Source organism: Streptomyces sp. NPDC056061 (assembly GCF_042266885.1).
Lineage (GTDB): Bacteria > Actinomycetota > Actinomycetes > Streptomycetales > Streptomycetaceae > Streptomyces.
On record NZ_JBHJWQ010000012.1, the window covers coordinates 42092 to 67877 of the forward strand.

Here is a 25786-nt window from a genome sequence, read left to right on the forward strand (position 1 = left end):
CCGGGCCCCATCGGCACCACTGCCCCAGGAGAACCATGTCCGCGACATCCGCCGCCCGGTCGAATCCCGCCGCCGTCCTCAGCGGCGTCGGCGGCCGGCTGCCCCTGCGCAAGGTCGGCAACGACGAGTTGGCGGACCGGCTCGACACCGACGACATCTGGATACGTACCCGCACCGGTATCCGCAGCAGGCATCTCGCCGCCCCGGAGGAGGCCACCTCCGACCTCGCCGTCGAAGCGGGCCGCAGGGCGCTCGCCAACTCGGGAGCGGACACGGCCGACGCCGTCATCGTCGCCACCACCACGCCCGACCGGACCTGCCCCGCCACTGCGCCGCTGGTGGCATCACGGCTCGGTCTGACCGGTGCGGCGGCCTTCGACGTGGGCGCCGTGTGCACCGGCTTCGTCTACGCCCTGGCGGCAGGGGCGGGACTGATCACCTCGCGTGTCGTGACAAGCGTCATGGTGATCGGGGCGGACGTCTACTCCCGCATCGTGGACCCGGAGGACCGCCAGAACGCCGTCGTCTTCGGTGACGGTGCGGGAGCCGTTGTCCTGCGGGCGGGGCACGCCTCGGAGGCGGGAGCGATCGGTCCGTTCGACCTCGGCAGCGACGGTGCCCACGAGGACATGATCACGGTCGCGGCCGGTGGCTCCCGGCAGTCGGCCGATCCCCGCCAGACCTCCCGCGCCGAACGGCACTTCGCCATGCGCGGCAAGGAGGTGTACCGCCACGCGGTCACCCGCATGGTGGGTTCGGCCCGCACCGTGCTCGACCAGGCCGGCCTCGGCATCGCGGACATCGACCGCTTCGTCCCCCACCAGGCGAACCTGCGCATCCTGCGCACCGTTGCCGACGACTTGGGGCTGCCCGCCGACCGCTGCGCCACCCACGTCGAGACGGCGGGCAACACCGGCGCCGCCTCCATCCCCCTGGCCCTGGCCGACAGCCACGCGAAGCGGGCGCTGCGGCCGGGCGACCGCGTCCTGCTCACCGCCTTCGGAGGCGGCCTCACCTGGGGCTCCTGCCTCCTGACCTGGCCCGCGCTTCCGCCGGTCGCCGAACCGTCCCATCACGGAGAGGAATCCACCCCATGAACGCCACGTACGAACAGTTGGTGTCCATCCTCAGCAAACTGCACGACGCCCCGCCCGAACAGTTCCGACCCGAGGCGACCTACGCCGGCCTCGACGTCGACTCGCTGACCATGGTCGAGATCAGCATCCACATCGAACGCCACCTCGGCGTCACGGTCGAGGACAGCGAGCTGGTTCCGGACCTCACCCTCGGTGCGACGGCCGAGCTGATCGACACCCGCCTGGCCGCCTGACACGACGGCAGCCGTTCACCTTTCCACCGGAACAGAAGGAGTACCACCATGCGCATCACCGATAACGCCGGCAGGGCCATCGGCGCATCCGTCGAGGACTTCGACCACACCACGGCTTCGGAGAACGACATCGAGGCGCTGAAGGAGACCGTCTACCGCCGGAAGATCGCCGTCCTGAAGGGCCAGGAGCTGTCGCCCCGTTCGTTCCTGGAGCTGGGCAGCCGACTGGGCCGCCCGGAGACGTACTACGAGCCGATGTACCAGCACCCCGAGGTGACCGAGGTGTTCGTGTCGTCGAACGTCCCGGAGAACGGGAAGCAGATCGGCGTACCCAAGACGGGCAAGTTCTGGCACGCCGACTACCAGTTCATGCCCGACCCGTTCGGGATCACCCTGATCCACCCACAGGTCATACCGGAGAAGAACCGGGGCACGTACTTCATCGACATGGGAGCGGCGTACGAGAAGCTGCCCGACGAGCTCAAGCAGGAGATCGCCGGAACCCGGTGCCGGCACTCGGTGCGCAAGTACTTCAAGGTCCGTCCCCACGACGTCTACCGGCCCCTGTCGGAGATCATCGACGAGGTGGAGCAGAAGACGCCCGCCGTTCTCCAGCCGACCGTCTTCACCCACCCGATGACCGGCGAGACGGTGCTCTACCTCAGTGAGGGCTTCACCGTCGGCATCGAGGACGCACGGGGAGAGCCCCTCGACGAGGCCCTTCTCCAGAGGCTCTTCGAGGCGACCGGCCAGCTCGACAAGACCTTCGAGCACGAGAACATCCATCTCCAGACCTTCGAGAAGGGCGATCTGCTCGTCTGGGACAACCGCAGCCTCATCCACTGTGCCCGGCACACCACCACGCCCGAGCCCACGGTCTCGTACCGCGTCACCGTCCACGACGAGCGCAAGCTGCACGACGGTCTGGAGAGGGCATGACACAGCCCGTCGGACACAGTGCCGACGCCCGTCCGGAGCAGGTCTTCGCCATGGATCAGGAACTGATCCCCCGGGTGCTCGCACCGTACAAGGAGCACTGCCGCTACCTTCTCACCGCGGAGGTCTCGGGGCTTGCCGACGGGTTGTCGCGGGTCCGGGCATCGTTCGCGATCCCGGAGTCCTGCTACATCGACGACACCGGTCACCTGAACTCGGTGGAGGTGAACATCGCCTACAACCAGATGATGTATTACCTCGTTGCCAAGTCGGTGAAGGAACAACTGCTGACCGGGTTCGAGTCCTGGACGCTGGAGGACTTCTGGCGCCATCAGCTACCGGACATCCTCATCGCGCGGTTCGCCTCCCGCTTCCAACGCCCGGTGAACCCAAGGGACTTCGCGGGCGAGATGGAGTTCCGGTCCGTCGATCTCCGGTCCCCCGGCGGCAGTCCGCTCCTCATGGCCACCACCGCCTACCGCTACTGGGACACCGAGGGCGGCCGCTGCGACGGTGACGCCACCCTCGCCTTCGTCAACATCGCCTGACCCAGGCACGCCCTGTCACGGGCACGATCAGGACGGATACCTCCCATGGGCTTCCACGACGCCCCACAGCCGGGCACCCGGCCGCACCGCCGGCTCGCAACGCTCGTCGACACCGCCCGGTTCCACGCCGAACGGCAGCCGGACACGCCGGCGGTCATCTGCTCGGACACCACACTCACCTATGCGGCACTGCACCAGGAAAGCAGCCGCGTCGCGCAGGCGCTTCGCGCCGCCGGTCTCTCCGCCGGCGACCGGGTCGCCTACCTGGGCAAGGAATCGGAGCGGTACTACGAGATCCTCTTCGCCTGCGCCAAGACCGGAACCGTCCTCGTACCGGTGAACTGGCGGCTGACCTCGCCGGAGGTCAGCCACATACTCCAGGACTCGGGCACCCGGCTCCTCCTCGTCGAGGGGGAGTTCCGGCCCATTGTCGACGGCATGCCGATCGCACCGCCAGAGCATGTCATCGCTCTCGACGCGGCCGGTGGCTACGACGAATGGAAAGCGCCGCACTCCGGGGCCGACGCGACGTACGCCGCGACGCGCGACACCCCGGTGGCCCAGCTCTACACCAGCGGAACCACCGGACTGCCGAAGGGCGTCGTGCTGGCACACCGCAGCTTCTTCGCCATCGCGGATGCCATGGCCGAGGCAGGGGTCGACTGGATCGACTGGCGGGCCGGTGACATCGCGCTCGTCGGAATCCCCGGCTTCCACATCGGTGGCATGTGGTGGGCCGCGCAGAACTTCAACGCCGGCACGACGGTCGTGGCGATGCGGGCCTTCGACGCGGCCCAGGCCGTCGACCTGATCCACCGGCTCGGTATCACCACCGCCTGCGTGGTCCCGGCCATGCTGCGGATGATGCTGACCCGGCCGGGCGTCACGCCGGCCGACTTCGCGACACTGCGCAAGATCGTCTACGGCGGCTCACCGATCTCCGAGACGCTGCTGGAACAGAGTCTGGCGGTGTTCCGCTGCGAGTTCGCCCAGATCTACGGGCTCACGGAGACGGGAAACACCGCGGTGTGCCTTCCGCCGGCCGTCCACGAGCCGGGAGCGCCCCTCATGCAGGCGGCGGGCCGCCCCTACCCCGGCGTACGCGTGCAGGTGATCGATGACCGGGGCACCCCGCTGCCGCCCGGTGCCGTGGGCGAAGTCTGCCTGGCCACACCGGCGCACATGGTGGAGTACTGGGGGCTCCCGGACAAGACGGCTGAGACGCTCGTCGACGGCTGGATCCGCACCGGGGACGCCGGCTTCGTCGACGAGGACGGCTACGTGTTCATACGCGACCGCATCAAGGACGCGATCCTCGTGGCAGGGGAGAACGTCTACCCGGCGGAGATCGAGAACGTGCTGGAGCACCACCCCGGCGTGGCCGAAGCAGTGGTCGTCGGCGCTCCGGACGACCGCTGGGGCGAGTACGTCCACGCCTTCGTCGTCGCCGCCGAAGGCGGCCCGGCCCCCCGCCCGCGCGACCTGCACACCTTTCTCACCCCCCGGCTGGCCGCGTTCAAGCTGCCCGCGAAGTACGAGTTCATCGACCACGTTCCGCGCAACCCCAGCGGGAAGATCCTGCGCCGCGCGCTGCGGGACCGGTTCTGGGGCGGACCGGGCCGCAAGGTCAACTGACCCCCGCCGCAAGCAGCGCGAAGAGAGGACCACTATGCCCGCTGCCCTCACCCTCCAACAGTTCCGCGCGGACCTCGCGGAACTCCTCTACCAGCAGCCCGAGGAGGTCGACCTCGACGAGCACCCCGCCGGTACCGGGCTCGACTCCCTCCGGGTCATCACCCTGGTCGAACGCTGGCAGGCGTACGGCATCGATGTCTCCTTCATCGATCTGGCCGAACAGACCTCCTTCAGGCACTGGTGGCGGCTTCTGAAGGAACGACAGGAAGAAGGACGGCATGACGACGCCTGACAGCGACCGCCTCCACCATCCGTTGCTCGGAGCGCAGGAGGGCATCTGGACCGGCCACCAGCTCGACACCGGCAGCCCCGCCTACAACACGGCCGAGTACGTGGTGATCGAGGGCCCGGTGCGCGAGGAGCTGTTCGAGGCCGCGCTGCGCCGGGCGGTCGACGAGACCGAGGCCCTGCACTGCGTCTTCTCGACCGACGACGAGGGGCGCCCCCGGCAGGTGGACGCTCCGGCACCCGAATGGAGCCTTCACACCGCTGACGTGTCCGGGGCACCCGACCCGGAGGCCGAGGTGTTCCGCTGGATCGACGCGGACATCGCGTGCCCCGTCGACCTGGCCCGTGGCCCGCTGTTCGGGCATGCCCTGTTCCGCCTCGCCGCCGACCGCTTTCTCTGGTACCACCGCGTCCACCACATCGCCCTGGACGGCTTCGGCCTCTCCCTGGTCGCACGGCGCGTGGCCGACGTCTACACCGCCCTCGCCGCAGGCACGGCCGTCGGCCCGAGCCGCTTCGGCACCCTCGCGTCGGTACGCGAGGAGGAGGCCGCCTACCGGGCATCGGAGCACTTCGCCCGCGACCGGGACCACTGGACCCGCCGGTACGCCGACCGGCCCGCGGTGGCCACACCGGCGGGCCGGTCGGCCCTGCCCGCGGCCTCCTTCCACCGGGACGCCGCAACCCTGGACGCCGGGACCACCGCGTCACTCCGGGCCACGGCACGTGCCCTGTCGGCGTCCTGGTCGGAAGTCCTGCTCGCCGTCACCGCCGCCCATCTCCACCGCGCCACCGGCTCACCGGAGATCGTGCTGAGCATCCCGGCGATGGGACGCTTCGGCTCCGTGTCCCTGCGCGTACCCGCCATGGTCCGCAACATACTGCCGCTGCGGCTGACCGTCGGCGCGGAGGACAGCCTGCGCACGCTGGTCGGCGCGGTGTCCCGCGAGGTGCGCTCCGCCCTGCCCCACCAGCGTTACCGATACGAGCAGATCCGGCGCGACCTGCGGCTGGTTGGCGGAGGCCGACGGCTGTCCGGCCCGGGGGTGAACATCATGCCGTTCGCCTACGATCTCCGGTTCGCCGGATACCGCAGCTCGGTGCAGAACGTCTCGGCCGGCCCCGTGGACGACCTCGCCTTCAACGTGTACGACCGCTCCGAGGGCGCGTCCCTGCACTTCGCCGTGGACGGGAACCCCGAGCTCTACACCGCAGCGGAGGTCGCCGGACACCGGCGGGCCCTGTTCGACCTGATGACGGAAGCCGTGGCAGAGCCCGACCGCCCGATCGGCACCCTTCCCTCCGCTTCGGCGGCGCGTTCCACCGGGGTCCGCGTGCTGGACGGAGATCCCCTTCCCGCTCCACCGCGCCCCGTGCTCTCCCTGATCGCCGACCACGCGGCGCGCCGCGGCAGCGCGGTGGCCGTGGAGGAGGGCGACCGGAGCATCGGGTACGCCGCACTCTTCGGCGAGGTACGCCGGACCGCCCGGCTCCTTGCCGACCACGGGGTGCGGCGCGGCGACCTGGTCGCCGTCGCGCTGCCGCGCGGCACAGCGGCGGTGACCGTCCTGCTGGGCGTCATGGCCGCGGGCGCCGTCTACTGCCCCCTCGACCCGACCGCCCCGGCGGACCGGACCGCCACCCTGCTCACCTCCGCAGGACCGGACCTCGTCGTCACCACACCGTCGTACACCCACCTCTTCCCGGACCACGAGGTTCTGCTGCTCGACATGGCGCGGAAGACTCCGTCGGCGGGCCCGGCACCGTCCGCCCCCGGAGCCGAGGAACCGGCCTACGTGATGCACACGTCCGGTTCCACCGGGCAGCCCAAAGGCGTCGAGGTGGGGCACGGGGCACTGGCCCATTTCGTCGCGGGCGCCGGTCTCCGCTACGGGCTGAACCGGGCCGACCGCGTCCTGCAGTTCGCCCCGCTGCACTTCGACACCAGTATCGAGGAGATCTTCCTGACCCTGTGCTCCGGCGCCACGCTGGTGATCGGGCCGCAGGACATGACGGACTCGGTTTCGCACTTCCTGACGGAGTGCGAGCGCCTGGACATCAGCGTTCTCGACCTGCCGACCGCCTACTGGCACGAGCTCGCCTACGCCGTGTCCACCGGAGCGGGCTCCCTGCCGGACACCGTGCACACCGTCGTCATCGGCGGTGAGGCGGCGCTGCCCGAACGGGCCGCACGCTGGCGCAAGGCGGTCGGCTCCACCGTCCGGCTCCTGAACACCTATGGTCCGACCGAGGCGACCGTCGTCGCCACCGTCGCCGACCTGCACGACCCGGCTCTCGCCGCCGACGACACGCCGGTGGGCCGTCCCCTGCCGGGCGGCCGGGCGGCTGTCGTGGACGGTGAGCTCTATCTGCTGGGCCCGGCCCTCGGCAACGTCTACCGCGGCCGACCGGAGGAGACCGCGGAGCGCTTTGCGCCGCTGGAGCGCCTGCCCGACTCCCCGCCCGCCTACCGCACCGGCGACCTCGTGGAGGTGGGCGAGGACGGACTCCTGCGCTATCTCGGCCGCGTGGACGACGAGTTCAAGATCAGCGGTCACCGCGTCCAGCCGGCCGAAGTGGAGAGCGCCCTGCTCTCCCACCCCGGCATCAGCGACGCCGCCGTGGTCGGCCAGGTGCTGTCCGACGGGACGCGCAGGCTCACCGCCCATCTCGTACCCGCCGGACCGCGGCCCGGCACGGCAGGGATCCGCGACCACCTCCGGGCCCGGCTGCCCGGGCCGATGATCCCCACGTCCATCACATTCCTGCCCCGCCTGCCGCGCACCGCTTCGGGCAAGACGGACCGTGCCGCTCTCCTCGCCTCCCTGCCCTCGCGCACGGCCGTCCCCGGGGACACCGGGGGCGACGCCACACTGGAGGCCACCGTCATCGGCGTCTGGCGCCAGGTGCTCGCGGCGGAGGGCCTTACCGCGCACGACGATGTGTTCGAACGGGGAGCCCAGTCCCTGCAGGCCATTCAAGCCGCCAACCGCCTGGCTGCGGAGCTGGACAGGGAGGTGAAGGTCGCCTGGATCTTCCAGTACGCCACCCCCGCCGAGCTCGCCGGTTTCCTCGGCTCCGGCGCTCTCACGCCGAGCTCCGTCCGTTCCGTGCTGCCACCCTCCCTGGCAGCCGACACCGTCCTCGATCCGGAGATCCGCCCGGGAGACGGAAGCGCCCCGTGGCCTCCCCGACGGGTTCTTCTCACCGGAGCAACGGGATTCGTGGGCGCGCACCTCCTCGTGGAGCTCCTCCGCTCGACGAACGCAGAGGTCGTCTGCGCCGTCAGGGACAGGAGCGCCGAGGATGCTCTGGCGCGCGTGCACTCTGCCCTGAAAGCCGCAGGAGTGACGCTGTCACAGGCCGAGCGTCAGCGTGTCACCGCCCTCGCGGCGGACCTGGCCCTGCCGGAACTCGGCCTGCGTCAGGAGGAGTTGACCGAGCTCACGTCCACCTGCGACGCGATCGTCCACAACGGAGCGGCGGTCAGCATGGTCCGCGACTACACCACCCTCCGCCCGGCCAACACCGAATCCACCCGTTGCCTGCTGCGCCTGGCCGCCCCGCGTGGCATCCCGGTGCACTACGTCTCCACGCTCTCGGTCGGCCCGCCGCGCGCTCTGCGCGACGAGTTCCCGGAGGAGTTCCTCGAAGCCCACGAGGGACTGCGCTACGGCTACCAGCAGTCGAAGTGGGCCTCCGAGCGACTCTTGGAGCAAGCCTTCGAACGCGGGCTCCCTGTCACGGTGCACCGGCTGGGACGCGTGGTCGGCCCGGTCGCCACAGGGGCGGTGAACAGTCAGGACTTCCTGTGGACCGTCCTGCGGGCCGGTGTGCCGGCAGGGATCGTGCCCGACCTCTTCACGGAGGAGTCCTGGACCCCGGTCGACCGTGCCGCGGCCGAGATCGTGGCGGTCGGTCCCGGTACACACCGCCGGAGCGCCGTGGTCCACCACCACGCCGGGGTGTCCGTGCGCCAGGAAGACCTGCACCGCTGGCTGCGGGAGTACGGCTACCCGGTCGAGGTTCTTCCCCTGGGCACCTGGCGGGAGCGGATGTCCCGGGACTCGGCGGACGCCGCCGCGGTCCTCGCCTTCTTCGAGTCCCTGCCTTCGGGGCCGGACCGGCCGGACGAGGACCTCGGGCTCGCGGCCGTACGGGCGGACAACGTACGGGAGAGCCTGGCATCGGCCGACGGTCCCCTGCCTCCCGAGCACCCGGTCGTCGACCGAGCCGCCTTCTTCCGGCAGCTGGACCACTGCGTGGCCATCGGTGCACTGCCCCCTCCGCCGGCTTCTGCTGGGGCGTCCGCAGATTCGGCGCAGCACCCGGGAACTCGTCCCGGGCACCGTACGACTCTTGAAACGAACCCCGGTCAACAGCCGGCCTCATGCTAGGAGCACACATGTCCACCAACCGGCTCGTCGCCATCGGACTGACAGCCGTAGTCGGACTCGCGACCGCCGGATGCGCGGAGTCCTCGGCCGAGAAGAAGACGGAAGCCGGGCAGCCCGCCGCATCCTCGGCCTCCGACTCCCCGGTGACGCTGGAGAACTGCGGGGTGAAGCAGACCTTCACGAAGGCCCCCAGCAGAGTGGTCATCATGAACGGCGCCTCCGTCGCCGAGGTCTCCACGCTGCTGGCGCTGGGACTTGAGGACCGCATCGTCGTCAACCAGCAGAGCTACGGCATGTCCGAAGTACCCGGCCGCGCCGACGCGATCAAGGCTCTGCCCAAGGGGGACATCAAGCTCAACGACGCCTTCGACATCCCTCGCGAGGCGATGCTCGGCCAGCGCCCCGACCTGGTCCTGTCCACCACCGCGTACGGATTCGACGCCAAGAACGGCTTCGCTACCCGCGAGCAGCTCAAGGGCGTGGGCGCCAACACCTACATCTCACCGCAGGGCTGTGACCAGGACACGTCCAGAATGACGATCGCGGACAGCCGGACCCTGCTCCGCGACATGGGCAAGGTCTTCGGCGTCAGCGACCGCGCCGAGAAACTGATCGCCGAGTCGGACAAGCGCATCGCGGACATCGCGGAGAAGGTCAAGGGCAAGAAGAAGCCCAAGGTCATGGTCCTCTTCTCCAACATGGCGATGGGCGGCAACGACTTCAGCTCCGTCGTCGCCAAGGGGATCTACAACGACATCCTCGCCAAGGCCGGCGGCACCAACGCCTTCGAGTCGGCCTCCAAGACCTCCTTCGCGGACCTGAGCAAGGAGAAGGTCGCCGCCACCGACGTGGACGCCCTCGTCGTCATCGGCTACAACGACCCCGACCCCACGGCCTACGCCAAGAAGCTGCTTAAGGAGTTCCCCCAGTGGTCGGCGGCGAAGAACGACGCGTACGTGGTGCTGTCCGACTCGATCTACCTCGGCCCCAGCAACGACGTGGCCGTGGAGAAAATCGCCAAGACGCTCCACCCCGACGCGCTCTGACCGGCCTGCGCCTCTCCCTCGGCATCGCCGTCCTGCTCGCCGCGCTGATCGCCGCCATGATCACGGCGATCGGCATCGGCGCGGTCACCGTACCGGTGGCGGACGTCTGGAGCATCGTGGCCCATCATCTGACGGGCCACGATGCGGTCGCCGACCCCGCGCTGGACCAGATCGTGTGGAGCTTCCGCACGCCCCGGGTCCTCCTCGCGGCCCTCGCGGGAGCCGGCCTGGCAGTGGCCGGAGCCGTCCTCCAGACGCTGGTCTCCAACCCCCTGGCCGATCCCACCGTACTCGGCTTCTCCTACGGAGCGTCCTTCGGCGCGGTCCTGGTCATCACACTGGGCGGGATCGGGATCAGCGGAGTGGGTGTCGCGGGAGCCGCGTTCCTCGGCGCTCTCGCCACCGGAGCGGTGGTCTTCGCCCTGGGACGGCGTCGCGGACGCCTGGCCCCGACACGCCTGGTGCTGGCAGGCGTGGCAGTCGGCTACGTACTGCTGTCGGCGACGAGCTTCGTGCAGCTCTGGGCGACGCCCACCGAACTGCGGACGGTCATGTTCTGGATGCTGGGCAGCGTCGCCGGCGCCCAGTGGGACCAGCTCCCCGTGGTCGCGACCATCGTACTGACCAGCACCGCTCTGCTCGGCCTGTTCGGGCGGCAGCTGAACGCGGTCCTGGCAGGCGACGAGTCGGCGACCGCTCTGGGCGTGGACGTCAACCGCCTGCGCGCCCTGCTGCTCGTCATCACCGCGTTGCTCACCGGTTCGGTCATCGCGGTGGCCGGCGGCATCGGATTCGTCGGGCTGATGATTCCGCACCTCGTGCGACTGACCGTGGGTGCGGACCACCGGCGCCTGCTCCCGCTCACCGCGCTGCTCGGCGCCGTCTACCTCGTGCTCGTCGACCTTCTCTCCCGTACGGTCATCCGGCCGAACGAACTGCCGTTGGGCATCCTGACCGCCCTGCTCGGCGCACCGTTCTTCGTATGGCTGCTGCGCCGCAACAAAGGCTTGGACACCGTATGAGGCTTACCGTCGACCAGTTGCACGTCGAGCTGGACGGGACGCCTGTCCTCCACGGGGTCGACCTGGACGTTCTGCCGGGTTCGATCGTCGGCCTCGTCGGCCCCAACGGCAGCGGCAAGTCAACTCTGCTCCGCGCGGTCTACCGGTCGCTCCGCCCCACCCGGGGAGTCGTCAGAGTCGACGACGACGACGTCTGGAGCCTCACGCCCCGTGCCGCTGCCCGCCGTACTGCTGCGGTCCTCCAGGACTCGGCGGGCAGCGTCGGAGGGCTGTCGGTGGCCGAGATCGTGGCACTGGGCCGCACACCCCATCACGGCCTGATCGGACGCGAAGGCCCGGACGACCGACGTGCCGTCGCCGATGCGATCGGCCGCTGCGGGATACGCCACTTCGCCGAGAGGGAGTACGTGTCCCTGTCCGGGGGCGAACGCCAACGAGTCCTGCTCGCCCGGGCACTGGCACAGGAGCCTCTTCTGCTGGTCCTGGACGAACTGACCAATCACCTCGACATCCGTGCCCGGTTCGAACTGCTCGACCTCATCCGTTCGACCGGCGTGAGCACCCTGGCCGTCCTGCACGACCTCGACCTGGCCGCCCGCCTCTGCGATCTGATCGTCGTCCTCGACCACGGCACGGTGGTGGCCGCCGGACCGGTGCTCGACGTCCTCTCGCCCGAGATGATGCGCGAGGTCTTCGGGGTCGAAGCCCGCACGGAACGCCACGAGGACGGTGTCGTGCGCATTGCCTACGCGGCTCGGCCCCTTACGGACCCCGCAGGCGGGTACTCCACGACGAGAGCCCAGGTTGACGGCCCGGGCCCTTCTCGTCGTCCAGAACGACCGTGAGGCGGCGCGTCCCATCATGGAAGCCGTACCGAGGAAGGCCCGAAAGCCGCGAATGACAAACCGTGCGATCACCCCTCACCGGTACGTGTCCCAGGTCCTCCCGGCCGTCTCCCTTCCAGGACCCGACGTCGGACAGCCTTCCGCCACGTCCATGGCGATCTGCCGGACTTGGTAGTGGTGGGGTGCGGGTTGTCGCGTTCGAGCACGCCGACCCGCTGTCCATCGAGGAAGACCTGCGCGAGGTCGCGGACTCCGTCGACGGTCAGCGTGGCGGGTCCGGCGGGTCCGTTGATGCGGTGACGGTCCTCGGGCGGACGCGGCGCGGCTGCGTGGGCAGCTCGCCTTCGGGCAGCGGCACTCCTGGCGGCCGACGGTGTCCGCCTGCGGCCCTCGACGATCTCGAGCACCCACCTGGACAACTGGCGCCTGTGCAACGTGACGGAGCACAACGGAGTCCTTGAGGCGTCCCTGTGGAACTGGGGCAACGGCGGGTGCGCGGTCATCGCCGAGCAGAACGCGGCCACCGAACAGGCGATCCTGCAGACGGCCCCCTGCACGGATGACGACCTCCAGCGGTTCTACATCTACCGCGACGTACCCGGCAGCTCGAAGATCGGTGTGCAGAACAAGTACACCGGCTCCATGATGGGCCACGACCGGTACGCGGACGGGGAGTTCATCCGCCAGTACTCCAGCGGCAGGCAGGATGGTACGGGTACATACACCCTGATCGGAGTCTGACGGCCCACACCCCGTGACGGTCCCTCCTCGCGGACATCGTCAATGTCCAGCTTGAACGCGGCGCCGTGATCCGTTGCCCATGAGGCTGCCGTCGACCTGTTCGCGAGCGAGGTCGGCCATGTGCTCGCGGCGCCGGTTGTTGATCGCGTCGGCCCGGAGGATCGTCAGGGCCGGGTCGACGCCGAGCTCGCCGGCGCGGGCCATGAACGGCGGCCACCGGGCGTGGCTCACCCCCGTCCCTCCACCACCCCCGACTCCCAGGCCCAAGCCGCGATCTCCACGCGGTTGCGGGCGGACAGCTTCGTCTGAACATTTCCGAGGTGGGTCTTCACCGTGCCCACCGAGATGGTCAGCTCGTCGGCGATCTCGGCGTTCGTCAGGCCTCGGGCGACCAGGCGCACCAGGTCCTTCTCCCGCGCGGAGAGCGCGGTGTGCGGCTCGCGCGGAGCGGGCGCGGCGCTGTTGAGCTGCCGCAGCAGTCGGACCGTGATCGCCGGGCTCACCAGGGCCTCGCCGGAGGCGGCCGCCCTGATGGCCTCGACGAGCAGGGCTGGGCCCGAGTCCTTGATGAGGAAGCCGGAGGCGCCTTGGGTCAGGGCACGTTGTACATACTCGTCGTCGTCGAACGTCGTGACCACCACGACCTTCGGTGGGTTCACCGTCCCGGGGCGCGTCAGTCTGCGCAGCGCCTCCAGGCCGTCCATGCGCGGCATGCGGATGTCCATCAGGACGACGTCCGGGCGGTGGAGCTCGGCGAGTTCCACGGCGTGGACCCCGTCCGTGGCTTCCCCGACGACGTCGATGTCGTCCTCCGCCGCGAGGATCATCGCGAACCCGGCGCGCACCATGGCCTGGTCGTCGGCGATCAGCACCCGGATCGTCACGAAGCCGCCGCCCCTGCCTTGGCCGTCCCTGCCGCCGACACCTCGGCCGTCGACACCGGAAGCGTCGCCTCCACGCCCCAGCCGCCGCCTGTCACCGGCCCCGCCTGCATGCTTCCGCCGATCAGGCCCACCCGCTCGGCCAGCCCATTCAGCCCGAAGCCGCCATGCGAGACGTGACACGGCCGTCCGTCGTCGTCGACCCGTACGGTCAGCCGGTCCTTTGAGCGGCTCACCCGTACCCGTACCTCCGTACAGGCTTGGGCGTGTTTGCGTACGTTGGTGAGGGCCTCCATCACCACCCGGTGCGCCGTGGTGGTCACCTCCACCGGCAGATCGTCGACGGCCCCCTCAAGGTCGAGCCTGGCCCGCGCACCACCGACCGCCGAGAACTCCTCGACCAGCGATCGCATCTCGTCGATTCCCGCCAGCGGCGTCACCGCCACCTCCCCGTCGGCGTCGCGCAGCATTCCCACCATGTGCCGCATGGAGGTCAGCGCCTCCGAGCCGGCCTGTTCGATCCGCTGCAGCGCGGGCGGCACGAGTTCGGGGCGGCGGTCCGCGACCGCCTGGGCACCCTGCGCCTGTACGACGATGCCGGTCACGTGGTGGGCGACGAAGTCGTGCAGGTCCCTGGCGAACTCCGTCCGCTGTTCGAGACGCAGCGCCGCCGCCTGCCGTCGCCGGTCCACCAGGAGCAGCCGCGTCCCGAGGCCGACGCCCAGCGCCGTGACCGCGGCCAGCGCGAAGAGGAGCCCCATGATGATGGTGGACTGCCGCACCGAGACCGCCACCGGCCGCAGCACGATGGCCATGCACAGCACGGGCACGGCCGCCACCACCCATGGGGGCGTCCCCCGCCGGGCGACGACCAGCAGGAGCCATGCCAGCGCCGCCGGTTCGGCGAACCCATAGGCCTGCGAACTGGCCACCATCTCCATGTGCAGCCACACCGAGAGGCAGAGCGACACGACCGCGAGCGCGCAGGCCGTCATCGGCAGCGCCCGGTCCCCGTCGAGCCGAGGCGAAGCAATGGCCACTCCGACGGCCAGCAAGGCGCCGATCAGCTTGGCGGGGCCGTGGGTCTCGATCCAGTAGAAGCCGGCCAGCAGGTCGAGGAGGGCGAGGCCGGCCAGAGCCGCGCCCAACAGCACCCATGACGTGACGGGCAGCAGCCGCGTATGTCCGTTCCCCCGCGTGACCGCGGGTGCGTTCGCCCCAGTCGCCACCTTTGTCACGTCCTTCGCCTTTCTCAGCCTGCTCACCATCCCGCCACGATCTCGCACACCCGAGATCTCTCGCACCGGCCGAAAGTCGGAGCCTGCCGCGCATGATCTGTCTTTCGCCCGATACCCCGCGGGCGACGGCCGAGCAGAGTTGTACCCACCGGAAGCGGCGTGGCCCTCCCTGAGACCTGGCATGGAAGTACGTCGCCACCACGGCCAACGCCACCGTAGTGCGGACCCTCAGAGGTCCACCACAGCCCCCACCCCCACCACGTACAGGAGCCACCCACCCATGGACCACGCGACGATGCACCTGGGAAACGGACCGGGATCGCGGTGTCCCGCAAGTACGTCCCCGCAGCCCACCGAGCCCGCGATCGAGGCCCACGGGCTCGGCAAGAAGTACCGGCGCGGCTGGGCCCTGCGCGACGTCTCCTTCCGGCTGCCGACCGGGCGGGTCTGCGGTCTCGTAGGCCCCAACGGCGCCGGCAAGAGCACGCTGATGGGCCTGGCCACCGCCATGATCCGCCCGACGGCCGGCGCGCTGCGGATCTTCGGCGCGGCCCCGGGTTCGACGGAGGCGGTCCTGCGCACCGCGTTCCTCACCCAGGAGAAGCCACTGTTCCGGCGCTTCACCGTGGCCGAGACGCTGCGGCTCGGCCACGAGCTGAACCCTCACTGGAACCAAGGGGTCGCCGAGGACATCGTCCGCGCGGGCCAGGTGCCGCTGACGGCGAGGATCGGCACGCTGTCCGGCGGCCAGCGCACCCGCGTCGCCTTCGCCCTGGCCTTCGGAAAGTGCCCTGACCTGCTCATCCTCGACGAGCCGATGGCCGACCTCGACCCGCTGGTCCGCCGCGAGCTCATGGCGACGCTGACGGCGGCGGCAGCCGAACGCGGCACGACGGTACTGATCTCCTCACACATGCTCGCCGAGCTGGAACACATCTGCGACTACCTCCTCGTCGTCGCGGACGGCGGCCTGCGTCTCGCGGGCGAGGCGAACGAACTACGGGCGGCACACGCCCTGTTCGCGGTCCCGCCGGACGCCTCGTCCCCGGCCGGGAGCCCGCACCGGGTCATCGGTTCCGAATCGCCCGGCGTCGAGGGCCGACCCGGCGTCCTCGTACGGCTCGGCGCCCCGATCCAGTACGGCGGACAGGCCGAGCCGCCCACTCTGGAGGAGTTGCTGCTCGCCTACCTGCGCTCACCCGACGCCCCGCCGCTGATCGCCCCCAGCGCCCAGGTCGGCGACATCCACGACATCCTCACCCGCGACCGGCAGAAGGCTGTGACCGCATGACCACGCTCACCCACGACCCGGCCCGTACGACCCCCGACGCACGCCCCTCACGCAAGGGCCCCCGATTCGGTGGCCCGATCTGGCTGGTCCGGCGCCAGCACCGTGCGGCGTTCTGGACCCTGCTCGCCCTGACGCTCCTGACGACGCTGGCCATGGTCTACCTGCGCGGCCGGCTGACGGACCACCTCGCCGCGTCCCCCCAGAAGAGCCTCCCGCCCGACATCGACAAATACACCGGCCGCCTGTTCAGCGTCGGAAGCTATCTGGGCTACGCCCCCATCCTGGCGGGCGTCCTGATCGGCGCCCCGTTGATCGCGGGCGACCTGGAGTCCGGCACCGCAAAGCTGGTGGCCGCGCAGTCCGTCAGCCGCCTGCGCTGGCTCACCACGAAGCTCGCGATGCCCGCCGCGCTGATCGCCCTGTCCACCACCACGCTGGGCGCCGTCTTCACCTGGTGGTGGAACCCGGTCAGGAGCCGTACCGACAACCTGGATTGGACGAGCGGCGCGTTCTTCGACGTCACGGGGATCATGCCGGCGGCCTACGCCCTGCTCACCTTCACCGTGGGTGCCGCGATCGGCATGCTCCTGCGACGCACGCTGGTGTCGATGGTGGTCACACTCGGCACAGTGGTGGCGATCGGCTTCATCTGGGACCGCTTCCGCCTGAACCTGGGCCACGTCCTGTCGGTCACCACCCACAAGGGCGTAGGCCCCGACGCCCGGCACCCGGAACTGCCCCCCGGTGCGGTGCAGCAGGGCCAGGGCACGTACTTCCTCACCGACTCGGGAGCCCGCCTGGACTGGACGACGTGCCTGGACAAGATGGAGAACACCCGAGCCCACACGTCCTGCCTGGAGTCAAAGCACGTCATCGGCTACGCGGCCGACTACCTCCCGGCCTCCCAGATGCAGCCGATGCAGTGGCTGGGAGCAGTCACCATGCTCACAGCCACCGCGGCCGTCGTCACGTTCATCATCGTGTGGGGACGGAAGCGGCTCTTGTGAATCGTAGGCCTTGCAGGCCCCGTCACTGCCTCCTCGTCCGACTCCGAGTCCGATCTGGTAGGACTTTGTTGGGTTCTGTGGTGTGGTTCTGGTGTCGGTGCGGATTGGCCGCATGTCGAGCAGGCGCCGGTCCAGGTGGCCAGGAGAGCCTGGAACGTGCAGAGGACCGCGTAGAGGGTCGGGCCGGCTCAGGAAGGAACCGTCGGCGACGCGGCGGATCGTCCGGTTGGCGGGTCGGACCCGCAGTGCCAGGAACCGCGAGCGCATCCTCGGCGCGGGGGTTGTGTTTCGTGGTCTTGCTGCCCTGGCGCCAGGTCACGGGTTCGTGCCGCCGATCGCCTTGTGTTCAGGGTGAGTTGGCGTAGGGGCCTTGGGTCAAGGCCCCATCCAGCGGATACCACTTGTCCACACCCGGCCGACAGCCCAGAACCCGCCCCGCAAGCCCTCGACGACCACTTCAAAAACACGTCGGCGGATTGAGGCTTAGGCGGGGAGTGGCCTCGGTGGAACGGGATGTGACGGACCGTGAAGAGCAGGCCGGCAGCCAGACAATTCGGAGCCTTCCGCTCTCCCGACGGACGCGGTGTACCTCGACCTGACCGGCGGGGCTGTGGCGTAGGCCGACTCTTGTCACATCGGTCACAGGAGCGATAGGAAGCCGGGTGTGACTGAACAAGGAAAGTTCACCCGTGCCCTCATTGGGCTGTCTGCTCTCGTCGTCGCCGTCTGCGCTGTCATCGTGACGGTGAAGGTGGTATCAGCCTCGCCGCAGCCGCATCTGCTGGATCAAGAAGCAGTTGAGCGGCAGGCGTCGGCAGAAGCACGAAGCGGGAAGACGACCAGGGACGGAGTGGCCTGCCCCGCTGCGATAGAGGCCAAGAAGGGCAACAAGTTCGAGTGCAAAGTTAAGGAGCTGAAGGAGTTCGGCAACTACCTGACCGTCCTAGGCGAGGTCACCGACGATCAGGGTGACTTGAGCATGACCCTGCGGGATTAAAGGACGCGGGGCAAACGAGTGCTGGGGCCAGGGCCGCCGCGCTGTCGCCGGAGGCGTCCCCAGCACTCATTGAGTCGTGATGGAATCCCCCGACCTCACCGCAGCTGCGTGGCGCAAGAGCAGCTACAGCGACGGTAACGGCGGCGCCTGTGTCGAGGTCGCCGACAGTTACACCGGCATGCTCAGAGCCCTCTACGCGGGCGGCTGACTAAGCCTCGATCCGCCGAGCAATAGCCGGTCCAAGGCTTGGGCATGAATATGCGGATGCCCTCTGGGCTGGGACGATGGGACTTCCTACGGTTCCACATCCACAGAGCAAGAGAACACCCACGAGATGCAATCTTCCCATGCCGTTTCGGCGGTGTCCGCCGCGTTCGATGACGCCAATCTGGTTGCGTATGCCGGGCTGGTCCCGATGATGCGGCTGGCCGAGCGGTGCGGGCTTGCCCGGCTGACCGTGGGGAAGGTGAGGCTGAGCGGGGTGGGGAACGGTGCGGGTGCGGCAGCGGACGCCAGGTCACCAGCATCGTCGCCGGGATGGCCCTGGGCGCGGACAGCATCGACGACCTGGACGTCCTGCGCCACGGCGCGATGCCGACCCTGTTCGGCGGGATCCGCGCCCCGTCCACGCTCGGCACGTTCCTGCGCGCGTTCACCCATGGTCATGCGCTCCAGCTCCACGCTGTGCACCGAAGGTTCCTCGGTGAACTGGCCGTACACGCCCCGCTGCTGCCCGGTGCGGAAGGCCTGTCCAAGAAAGACATCATGCGCTGCCTCAAGCGATTCGTCGCCCGCGAGGTCTACCGCGCCCTGACCACCACACCCACGGAACGAACCACTCAAACCGACCCCGTTCCAGCGGCTTGACAACCATAGGAGCATCCAGCGGACACCCCCTGCCCGCACCCAGCCAATGTCCCGGAACCATCCCGCAAACCCTCGGAGACTACTTCGAAATCACATCGGTGGATCGAGGCTCAGCCACGGCGGCGGGCCAGGAGTGCCGTACCGGCAATGACGCATCCGATGGCCAGGATCTTGCTGGCCCCGTAGTAGTGGGACCAGTCGTCGTCAGCCGTGCCTCCTCGCAGGATCAGCCACAACAGCAGCCCTATCCCGCTCACGGTGAGGACCACTCCTCCGGTCGGCCCGAGCCCTGCCCACCAGGGAGCGTCTCCGGTGGGCGCGGGTTCGGTGTCCTGGCCTCGCTCGCGGTCACTCACCTTGTGCCCTCTCCTATGACCATGATCTTCAGCAGGGAAGACGTGGCCCACCACGGAGGGGTTCCGCAAGCAGACGCTCAAACCCTTCATCCGGCCGGTCGCACGCTCCACTCGGGCATGCCCCTTGCGGTATGCGGTGTTGTCGGCCTCCTCGCCCGCAGGCAAGTGCCGACGAGGGCGTTTGCGGTGCGATACGACCGTTCCGTTCCACAGCCCGGCGGTAGGTCCGCGGTCCTGTGCCATACCGGGCTCCGCGTCTGGCGATCGCGGGCACGATGCCGCGGGCGCGGAGCTGGTCGCAGTAGATGTCGTGGTCGGAGCCGCAGTCGACGAACAGAAAGTCCGGCCGCGGCGGTTACGGCCGATCCGGCCGCGGACCGGTGGGGTCGGTTCGGCTTCGCCCCCGCCGCCGTCACCCTCTTGACGGACGCCGGCGACTTGCCGGTGAGCCCGGTTGGTCGTCGAGTCGGCCGACACCGTACAGTCGACCGCCCTGACGGAGTCGTCCCGGACCTGGATCTGTTCGAGCAGACGAGCCCAGATTCCGTCCGCCTCACAGCGGGCGGAATCGTTCATAGGTCGTCTGCCAGGCCCACGTGTTCCGGCAGGGCGCACCGTGGGGCCACCTGTCCGTCGATGCCTGGGCTCCTGGCCATGATGCGGTGTCGGGGCACCGCTCGCTCAGTCGCGGCTTGTGGCCTGTTTCCTGGACCATGTGGTGGCGTCAGCTCCGTATCGAGCCAAGAGGCGTGCGAACTGGATCCGCTCCTCCGGCGACCAGGCGGCGGTGATCTCCTGGAACGCTTTTCGCTGTTCAGTGGCGAAGCGGTTGCGTTCGGCCTCGCCGTGCTCGGTGAGTTCGAGCACGGTGCGGCGTCCGTCGGACTGGGACGCCGTCCGGCGCAGTAGCCCGTCCTCTATGCAGGCGGCGACGGTCCGGCTGGCCACCGGCTGGGTGACGCCCATCTCGGCAGCGAGGCCACCGACGGTCGTCTCGCCCGGCGCATCGGCGATCACATTGAGTACGAGGTTGCGGGAGAGGTCCTTGCTCGATGCCGGTGCGCGTCGTCGCAGACGTGACAGCGCCGGGCCGATCTGGTCCAGCGCCAGGTCGTCGGAGGGCTGTTCAGGGAAGGACGCGCTGTTCATGTGACCGATTCTAGGCCCGGTCCGCACATTTGCATACCACAAGGCAAATACATAGCATCGGGTATGCAAATCTTGAACGAGCGAGGAAACGAGGCGGACTGCTATGGCGCTCACCGCGATCACCAACGCGCAGATCTTCGACGGAGAGAAGACGGTAGGCGTGCGGACCGTGGTCATCGACGGCGGGAGGATCGCTCGTGTCGGTGGTGACGCTCCTCAGGACAGCGAGATCGTCGACGGCAGCGGCGCCACACTGCTGCCGGGGCTCATCGACGCCCATGTCCACTCCGCCCCGGGTTCCCTGGCGCTCGCCCTGCGGTTCGGGGTGACGACCGAACTGGAGATGCAGGGGATGAACACACGGGAGAACCGGGGGCCCATCACCGACGACGACACCCAGGCTGACGTGCGCTCTTCCGGCTTCGCCATCACCCCGCCCGGTGGTCACCCGAGCGAGCTGATGCCCGAAGGCTTCCGGCCGAAGTGGGATCTCCCCCCGGTGATGCCCCTGATGCCGTTTTCCACCACTCCCGAGGAAGCGGCCGCCTTCGTGCCCCAGCTCCTCGCCCGGGGATCCGACTTCATCAAGTTCATGATCGACGACGGCAGCGTGGAGGGACACCCCGGGCTGCCCGCGCTCGACCAGGCCACCGTGAACGCCGGCGTCGCCGAGGCCAAGAAGTACGGGGCCCTCACCGTGGCTCACGCGCTGACCGTGGAGGCCACCAGGATGGCCGCCGAAGCCGGCATCGACGGCCTCGCCCACGTATTCATGGACCAGCCGCACACTGCCGAGATCATCAGCCTCATCAAGGACGCGGGCATGTTCGTCATTCCCTGCATCACTCTCAATGCCTCGATGATGGGGATCACCGGCAGCGAACTCGCCGACGACCCCCGGGTCGCCGCACGCCTCGACAGCAAGTGGGACCAGACCCTGCGCTCCAGCTACAACCGCTGCCCGCAGGGCAAGCTCGACGACACGTACGACACCGTGCGCGCTCTGGACGCCGCCGGCGTCGACGTGCTGGCCGGTACCGACGTCTCCATGCCCGAGACGTTCTTCGGGGGCCTGGCACACGGAGCGAGCCTGCACCACGAACTGCAATACCTGGTGGCGGCCGGCCTCACGCCCTCACAGGCCCTGCGCGCGGCCACAGCGACCACAGCCCGCCGCTTCCGCCTCAGCGACCGGGGCCGCATCGCCGAGGGACTCCGCGCCGACCTTCTGCTGGTCGACGGCGACCCGGTCAGCAACATCAGCGACACCCTCAACACCCGTGCCATCTGGCGCCGCGGCACCCGCCTGGCGGCATGACCGCAGTCCTTCCCCTTGAAAGAAGGCCCCAACTGTCCGGTTCTCGCTCGCCGCGGTACGGCGACCTTCCACGATCCGCTGCATGCTGGTGCAATGCGCCGGAAAAGACGGCCTTACTGACTTCGGCTCGTCAGGGTGGTCTTTGTCGATGGGCCTGATGGGCCTGATGGGCCTGATGGGCCTGGGATGCGGGCTGTATCTCGTGTTGTGCGGGGTATGCGGATGGGGGCGGGCTGACCGCTGCGGGGCGGCAGCGTCGGGAGGCCGTACGGCGGCGGGCGGCCGAGTTGTTCGAGCAGGAGATCAAGCCGCTGGAGGTCGCGTTGCGGCTGCGGGTGAGCCGGAAGTCGGCCTACCGGTGGCACCAGTTGTGGCGGGACGGCGGGATCGGGGCTCTGGACTCGCGTGGGCCGAGCGGATCACGGTGCCGTCTGTCGCCGCGCTGCCTGGACAAGCTCGCCGCGTATCTGGAGGAGGGGCCGAATGCGCACGGCTGGGCGGAGGACCAGGTGTGGACCGCTGCGCGGGTGGCCACGCTGACCGGCCGGAAGTTCCATGTTTCCTAAGCGTCTCGGGTGCCACGAGGCCGATGCACCGGCTCGGGTTCTCCCCACAGGTTCCCGTGCGGCGGGTCGCCGAGCGCGACGAGGAGGCGGTGGAGGTGTGGAAGGAGGCGACCTGGGCGGAGGCAAAAGGGGCCCGGGCGGCCTGCGGGGGCTACGTCACCACCGTCCACGACAACGCCGTCAGTGGGGCGAGGCTACTGTGCTGCCGGGTGAAGATTGATCACCTTCTTGAGGATCAAAGAGCGACGCCGAGCGGGTGGAGGCCGCGGCCGGTCCACGCTGATCGGCAGGTCCGAGATCGATCGTCCACTCCCCCTCGGAGCGAATCGAATCGACATTGGCCGGAGAGAGGCAACCGGGTGGCCATGGCCGAACCGGACGGCTACGAGTTCTGTGTTGGGAGGATCGACCGTGGCCTCCGATCACGGCCTGCTGTGGCGTCGCTGCGCATACCTGGGCCGTGTCCTGCTGCCGGTGGTGGACCAAGAGGCGTGGCGCCGGGGCCCGCCGCCACGAGCACCTGGAAATCTGGGGCATCAACCTCGTGGAAGGCGAGCGGCTGATCGAGGTACCTGCGTCCTTGGCCGCCCATGCCGTCGCGATCGGCACCTCCGTATCTGCCGCGAAGGCGCCGCCGCCCGCCTGACGACCGGGCGGCGGCCCGCCGACCCCGGAGTTTGGGTCGACCGGGCGACGGAGGGCCTCACACCCCGACCAGTCCCTGTTGGCGGAGCACCTCCAAGCCGAACAGGCCCGCCTTCTTGGGGTCCACGCCGCCTGTTTCGGGATCGGAACGGGCGAACGCCTCGGTGACCTCGGCGACCGACCGGGCTCCGTCGCAGAGCTCCAGCAGCCGGACCGACAGTCCGCTGAGGGAGACGTATGCGGCCATCCCGTCGTCCTTCGCGATCCTGGCCAGCGTCGAACTCCCATCGGCCACGCGGGCGGTGCCCTCCCGCCTGCGCAGACAACCGATCAGCTGCTCGTAGTCGACCGCGAGCCGGTGGAGCATGACGCCCGGCGGGAGGTGTGGCACCCCGGAGCCGGGGGTCCCGCCGCCCGGATCCCGTAGCCGACGGACCGCGCGTTCGAGCCGGACCAGCTCCACGATGCCCGGGTGGCCGGGGCGCGAGGCCGGTGTGAGGTAGGTGGTCTCCAGGAACTCGAACAGCTCCTCCGGGAAGTCCGGGTGCGCGTAGTAGGCGGACACGTCGAAGGAGGACCGCCATGTCCGGCCGCCATGCGAGCGGCGCCACGCCCGCCACGCGTCGAAGACGGTCAGCAGGTCTCCGCTGTCCTGGTGCAGTGCGACCAGCAGCCACCGGAAGCGTCGGATCCCGACGAGGACGAATTCCCGCAGCTCCTTGAGGTATGCCTTCTCCAGCCACGGGGTGGGCACAGTGTAGAAGTTGGGAAACACCTCCGGGTACGCCGCGATCATCTCCCGGTCCTCGGCGCTCTGTTGCCAGCCCTGGTGGGACATGTCCGAGTAGATCCCGTCCAGGGTGAGCTGGTCCGCGTAGCGGCGCTGGATCGGGGTGTCGGCGAGCGGGGCGAGGAGGTGCAGCTGCGGTTCGACATGGTCGAGGCGCAGCGCGTCCATCAGGAACGCGGTGGTCCCGCGCAGGTCCTCGATAGTCTCCTCTGGGAACCCGGTGATCAGGGAGGCCGCCGTCTTGATGCCGTGCCGGTCGGCGCATTCGAGTCGCTCCATCGCCTCATGGAGGTCGATCCGCTTCTTGACGATCTTCTGTAGTCGGGCGGAGCCGGTCTCGATGCCGAAGAAGATGCCCCGGCAGCCCGCGCGGTGCATCAGCGCGATGAGTTCGTTGTCGACGCAGTCGGTGCGGGCGCTGCAGGACCACTGGAAGCTCTCGCCGGATTGCAGCAGCGTCTCGCAGAACTCAACGACCTTGCGCCGGTCGACCGTGAACATGTCGTGGACGAGGTCGAAGGCGGTGATCCCATATTCCCGCCGGACCTTCCGCATCTCGTCGAGGACCCGCCCCGGCGACTTGAGCCGGAAGCGGCGCCGGAAGAAGTCGTTGGTAGAGCAGAACTCGCAGGCGAACGGACAGCCGCGTCCGAGCTCGATCGAGACGTCGCGGCACTGGTCGATGTACGGGTAGCGGTGGAACGCTGGCGTCGGCAGGCCGTCCAGATCCTTGATCACCGGCGCGTTCGGGGTGCGTTCCACCTCGGTCCCGGTCCGGCAGGTGAGCCCGGCGATAGCGGTGGGCGGGGTGCCGGCGTCTAGCGCGTCCAGGAGCAGCGGCAACGTCTCCTCGGCCTCGCCGCGCACTACGTAGTCGACATAGGGGAACGCCCGCATCGACGCCATGTCCACCACCGAGGCCTGCGGGCCGCCGAGCACCACGACCGAGTCCGCCCTGGCCCGCTTGACGCGCTCGGCGATCCGGAGGGTTAGGGGGTAACTGCTGCAGATCGTGCTGAACCCGAAGACGTCGACCAGCAGCGGTTCGAGGCGCCCAGCCGCGTATGCGGCAAAGTCCGCAGGTGCCCCGTCGGCGCTCTCCTCGCCGCCGAGCTCCTGGCGGAGGAAGTCGTAGTACCAGCGGTTGAGATCGACGATGAGTGGTTGTCCGCCGCCCTTCTCCAGGACTGCTGCCAAACTGAGCACGCCCAGGGGCGCGTTCTCGGAGATCACCTGCAGGGCGCGACTCTCGGCCACGGAGGCGTCCTCGTACTCCGTCACGGTCGGGGGGCTGATCAGACACACTCTCAACGCTGTGATCCCTTCTGAACGCCGACCCCGCCAGGGGGTACCTGGCGGGGCCCGGGGAGGCTGCCGTGACGGCCGGACGGCTAGAAGCCCACCGACACGGTGACCGACACCTTGACGTTGGCCTCGGCGTCCTTGTCCTTCATGGAATCGACGATGTTGTTGCGGAACTTCTCCTGGAGGCCGGCGAGTTCGGCCTTGCTCAGACCCAAGTCGGGAATGGCGACGACTACCTGCTGGGCCGGGGTCGGGTCGGTCATATGCGCCTCTCTCGGTGCGGGCGGCCGGTGGACGTCCCGAGGCCCGGGCCACCGACTCGGTGCGTGCGCAGATATGATGGTTCGCCCGGATCGGACGGACTGCCGAATCCGCCACCTGTGGGCGCGGCGGTCGGCGCACGATCGCAGGCCTCCTGACCACGCTGCTCCTCGCCCTGGGCCAGTCTCTGGGCACGAGCGACGATCTGGCCGCCACTGCACACCGCCGAGGCATCGGCAGATGGCGTCGCCGCTGGCCCTGCGCCCTGTGCGGAACGGCCACACCCATGCTCTCCCACTCCGGGGAGCCCGCACACAAGACGTGCGC

The 25786-nt window shown here is 69.3% G+C and carries 24 protein-coding genes and 3 pseudogenes; 19 read left to right on the plus strand and 8 right to left on the minus strand.

Annotated features, from left to right (window positions below):
- Positions 1 to 35 precede the first annotated feature (35 nt).
- From ACFC79_RS18700 to ACFC79_RS18750, 11 genes and pseudogenes are all read left to right on the plus strand, one after another.
- Complete coding sequence (locus tag ACFC79_RS18700; protein ID WP_376241401.1) at positions 36 to 1097, plus strand: beta-ketoacyl-ACP synthase III; 1062 nt, start codon at positions 36 to 38, stop codon at positions 1095 to 1097.
- The gene (locus ACFC79_RS18705) at positions 1094 to 1330 is read left to right on the plus strand and encodes an acyl carrier protein (RefSeq protein WP_376241403.1); all 237 of its coding nucleotides are present in this window, start codon (positions 1094 to 1096) and stop codon (positions 1328 to 1330) included. The genes ACFC79_RS18700 and ACFC79_RS18705 overlap by 4 nt, the downstream gene beginning before the upstream one ends.
- Positions 1331 to 1378: 48 nt before the next feature.
- Positions 1379 to 2269: a TauD/TfdA dioxygenase family protein gene (locus ACFC79_RS18710; protein ID WP_376241405.1), complete on the plus strand. Its 891-nt coding sequence runs from the start codon at positions 1379 to 1381 to the stop codon at positions 2267 to 2269.
- Positions 2266 to 2814 (plus strand): FcoT family thioesterase, encoded by a 549-nt coding sequence (locus ACFC79_RS18715; RefSeq protein WP_376241407.1) that lies wholly within the window; start codon positions 2266 to 2268, stop codon positions 2812 to 2814. The genes ACFC79_RS18710 and ACFC79_RS18715 overlap by 4 nt, the downstream gene beginning before the upstream one ends.
- A 45-nt stretch (positions 2815 to 2859) precedes the next feature.
- Complete coding sequence (locus tag ACFC79_RS18720) at positions 2860 to 4449, plus strand: long-chain-fatty-acid--CoA ligase (protein WP_376241409.1); 1590 nt, start codon at positions 2860 to 2862, stop codon at positions 4447 to 4449.
- Between the two features lie 34 nt (positions 4450 to 4483).
- A complete protein-coding gene (locus ACFC79_RS18725; protein WP_376241411.1) occupies positions 4484 to 4741 on the plus strand; it encodes a phosphopantetheine-binding protein in 258 nt (85 codons plus the stop codon).
- Positions 4728 to 9134, plus strand: a complete 4407-nt coding sequence (locus ACFC79_RS18730) for an amino acid adenylation domain-containing protein (RefSeq protein WP_376241413.1) — start codon at positions 4728 to 4730, stop codon at positions 9132 to 9134. The genes ACFC79_RS18725 and ACFC79_RS18730 overlap by 14 nt, the downstream gene beginning before the upstream one ends.
- 8 nt (positions 9135 to 9142) lie before the next feature.
- Complete coding sequence (locus ACFC79_RS18735; protein WP_376241415.1) at positions 9143 to 10180, plus strand: ABC transporter substrate-binding protein; 1038 nt, start codon at positions 9143 to 9145, stop codon at positions 10178 to 10180.
- Between the two features lie 56 nt (positions 10181 to 10236).
- Positions 10237 to 11202: a FecCD family ABC transporter permease gene (locus tag ACFC79_RS18740; RefSeq protein ID WP_376241417.1), complete on the plus strand. Its 966-nt coding sequence runs from the start codon at positions 10237 to 10239 to the stop codon at positions 11200 to 11202.
- On the plus strand, positions 11199 to 12047 hold the full coding sequence (locus ACFC79_RS18745) for an ABC transporter ATP-binding protein (protein ID WP_376241419.1): 849 nt from the start codon (positions 11199 to 11201) through the stop codon (positions 12045 to 12047). The genes ACFC79_RS18740 and ACFC79_RS18745 overlap by 4 nt, the downstream gene beginning before the upstream one ends.
- Before the next feature lie 351 nt (positions 12048 to 12398).
- Positions 12399 to 12788: pseudogene (locus ACFC79_RS18750) on the plus strand (hypothetical protein); the annotation flags it as partial.
- Between the two features lie 39 nt (positions 12789 to 12827).
- On the opposite strand, the gene ACFC79_RS18755 reads toward ACFC79_RS18750, so the two are convergent.
- Genes ACFC79_RS18755 through ACFC79_RS18765 form a run of 3 tightly spaced genes read right to left on the minus strand, consistent with a single transcriptional unit; the run spans position 12828 to position 14898 of the window.
- The gene (locus tag ACFC79_RS18755; protein WP_376241421.1) at positions 12828 to 13019 is read right to left on the minus strand and encodes a hypothetical protein; all 192 of its coding nucleotides are present in this window, start codon (positions 13017 to 13019) and stop codon (positions 12828 to 12830) included.
- On the minus strand, positions 13016 to 13672 hold the full coding sequence (locus ACFC79_RS18760) for a response regulator (protein WP_376241423.1): 657 nt from the start codon (positions 13670 to 13672) through the stop codon (positions 13016 to 13018). The genes ACFC79_RS18755 and ACFC79_RS18760 overlap by 4 nt, the downstream gene beginning before the upstream one ends.
- Positions 13669 to 14898: a sensor histidine kinase gene (locus ACFC79_RS18765; protein WP_376241425.1), complete on the minus strand. Its 1230-nt coding sequence runs from the start codon at positions 14896 to 14898 to the stop codon at positions 13669 to 13671. Before ACFC79_RS18765 ends, ACFC79_RS18760 begins: the two co-directional genes overlap by 4 nt.
- A 289-nt stretch (positions 14899 to 15187) precedes the next feature.
- Here ACFC79_RS18765 and ACFC79_RS18770 point away from each other — a divergent pair, with 289 nt between their 5' ends.
- The 5 genes and pseudogenes from ACFC79_RS18770 to ACFC79_RS18790 form a co-directional block, all read left to right on the plus strand.
- Positions 15188 to 16198, plus strand: a complete 1011-nt coding sequence (locus ACFC79_RS18770) for an ABC transporter ATP-binding protein (RefSeq protein ID WP_376241427.1) — start codon at positions 15188 to 15190, stop codon at positions 16196 to 16198.
- A complete protein-coding gene (locus ACFC79_RS18775) occupies positions 16195 to 17205 on the plus strand; it encodes an ABC transporter permease subunit (RefSeq protein WP_376241429.1) in 1011 nt (336 codons plus the stop codon). Before ACFC79_RS18770 ends, ACFC79_RS18775 begins: the two co-directional genes overlap by 4 nt.
- 664 nt (positions 17206 to 17869) lie before the next feature.
- Positions 17870 to 18202 (plus strand): DUF4333 domain-containing protein, encoded by a 333-nt coding sequence (locus ACFC79_RS18780; RefSeq protein WP_073783854.1) that lies wholly within the window; start codon positions 17870 to 17872, stop codon positions 18200 to 18202.
- A gap of 79 nt (positions 18203 to 18281) precedes the next feature.
- Positions 18282 to 18410 carry a DUF397 domain-containing protein gene (locus ACFC79_RS18785; RefSeq protein ID WP_376241431.1) on the plus strand — a complete coding sequence of 43 codons (129 nt, stop codon included), beginning with the start codon at positions 18282 to 18284 and terminating at the stop codon, positions 18408 to 18410.
- 311 nt (positions 18411 to 18721) lie between these two features.
- Positions 18722 to 18934 (plus strand): annotated as a pseudogene (locus ACFC79_RS18790) (IS1380 family transposase); the annotation flags it as partial.
- Between the two features lie 245 nt (positions 18935 to 19179).
- Here ACFC79_RS18790 and ACFC79_RS18795 read toward each other — a convergent pair.
- The 3 genes and pseudogenes from ACFC79_RS18795 to ACFC79_RS18805 all read right to left on the minus strand — a co-directional run bounded on the left by ACFC79_RS18795 (position 19180) and on the right by ACFC79_RS18805 (position 20574).
- The gene (locus tag ACFC79_RS18795) at positions 19180 to 19425 is read right to left on the minus strand and encodes a hypothetical protein (RefSeq protein WP_376241433.1); all 246 of its coding nucleotides are present in this window, start codon (positions 19423 to 19425) and stop codon (positions 19180 to 19182) included.
- Between the two features lie 199 nt (positions 19426 to 19624).
- Positions 19625 to 19809, minus strand: a pseudogene (locus ACFC79_RS18800) (IS5/IS1182 family transposase); the annotation flags it as partial.
- A 297-nt stretch (positions 19810 to 20106) separates the two neighbouring features.
- On the minus strand, positions 20107 to 20574 hold the full coding sequence (locus tag ACFC79_RS18805) for a MarR family winged helix-turn-helix transcriptional regulator (RefSeq protein WP_376241435.1): 468 nt from the start codon (positions 20572 to 20574) through the stop codon (positions 20107 to 20109).
- 103 nt (positions 20575 to 20677) lie between these two features.
- On the opposite strand from ACFC79_RS18805, the gene ACFC79_RS18810 reads away from it, so the two are divergent.
- The 3 genes from ACFC79_RS18810 (at position 20678) to ACFC79_RS18820 (ending at position 23104) form a co-directional block, all read left to right on the plus strand.
- Positions 20678 to 21892, plus strand: coding sequence for an amidohydrolase family protein (locus ACFC79_RS18810; protein ID WP_376241437.1), 1215 nt, complete (start codon positions 20678 to 20680; stop codon positions 21890 to 21892).
- Positions 21893 to 22125: 233 nt separating this feature from the next.
- Entirely contained in the window at positions 22126 to 22458 is a 333-nt protein-coding gene (locus tag ACFC79_RS18815) for a helix-turn-helix domain-containing protein (RefSeq protein WP_376241669.1), read from the plus strand.
- A gap of 460 nt (positions 22459 to 22918) precedes the next feature.
- The gene (locus ACFC79_RS18820) at positions 22919 to 23104 is read left to right on the plus strand and encodes a hypothetical protein (RefSeq protein ID WP_376241687.1); all 186 of its coding nucleotides are present in this window, start codon (positions 22919 to 22921) and stop codon (positions 23102 to 23104) included.
- Between the two features lie 57 nt (positions 23105 to 23161).
- Here the strand turns inward: ACFC79_RS18820 and ACFC79_RS18825 are convergent, their stop codons facing one another.
- The gene (locus ACFC79_RS18825) at positions 23162 to 25174 is read right to left on the minus strand and encodes a B12-binding domain-containing radical SAM protein (protein ID WP_376241439.1); all 2013 of its coding nucleotides are present in this window, start codon (positions 25172 to 25174) and stop codon (positions 23162 to 23164) included.
- 110 nt (positions 25175 to 25284) lie between these two features.
- Positions 25285 to 25461 (minus strand): hypothetical protein, encoded by a 177-nt coding sequence (locus tag ACFC79_RS18830; protein ID WP_376241441.1) that lies wholly within the window; start codon positions 25459 to 25461, stop codon positions 25285 to 25287.
- Positions 25462 to 25786 lie beyond the last annotated feature (325 nt).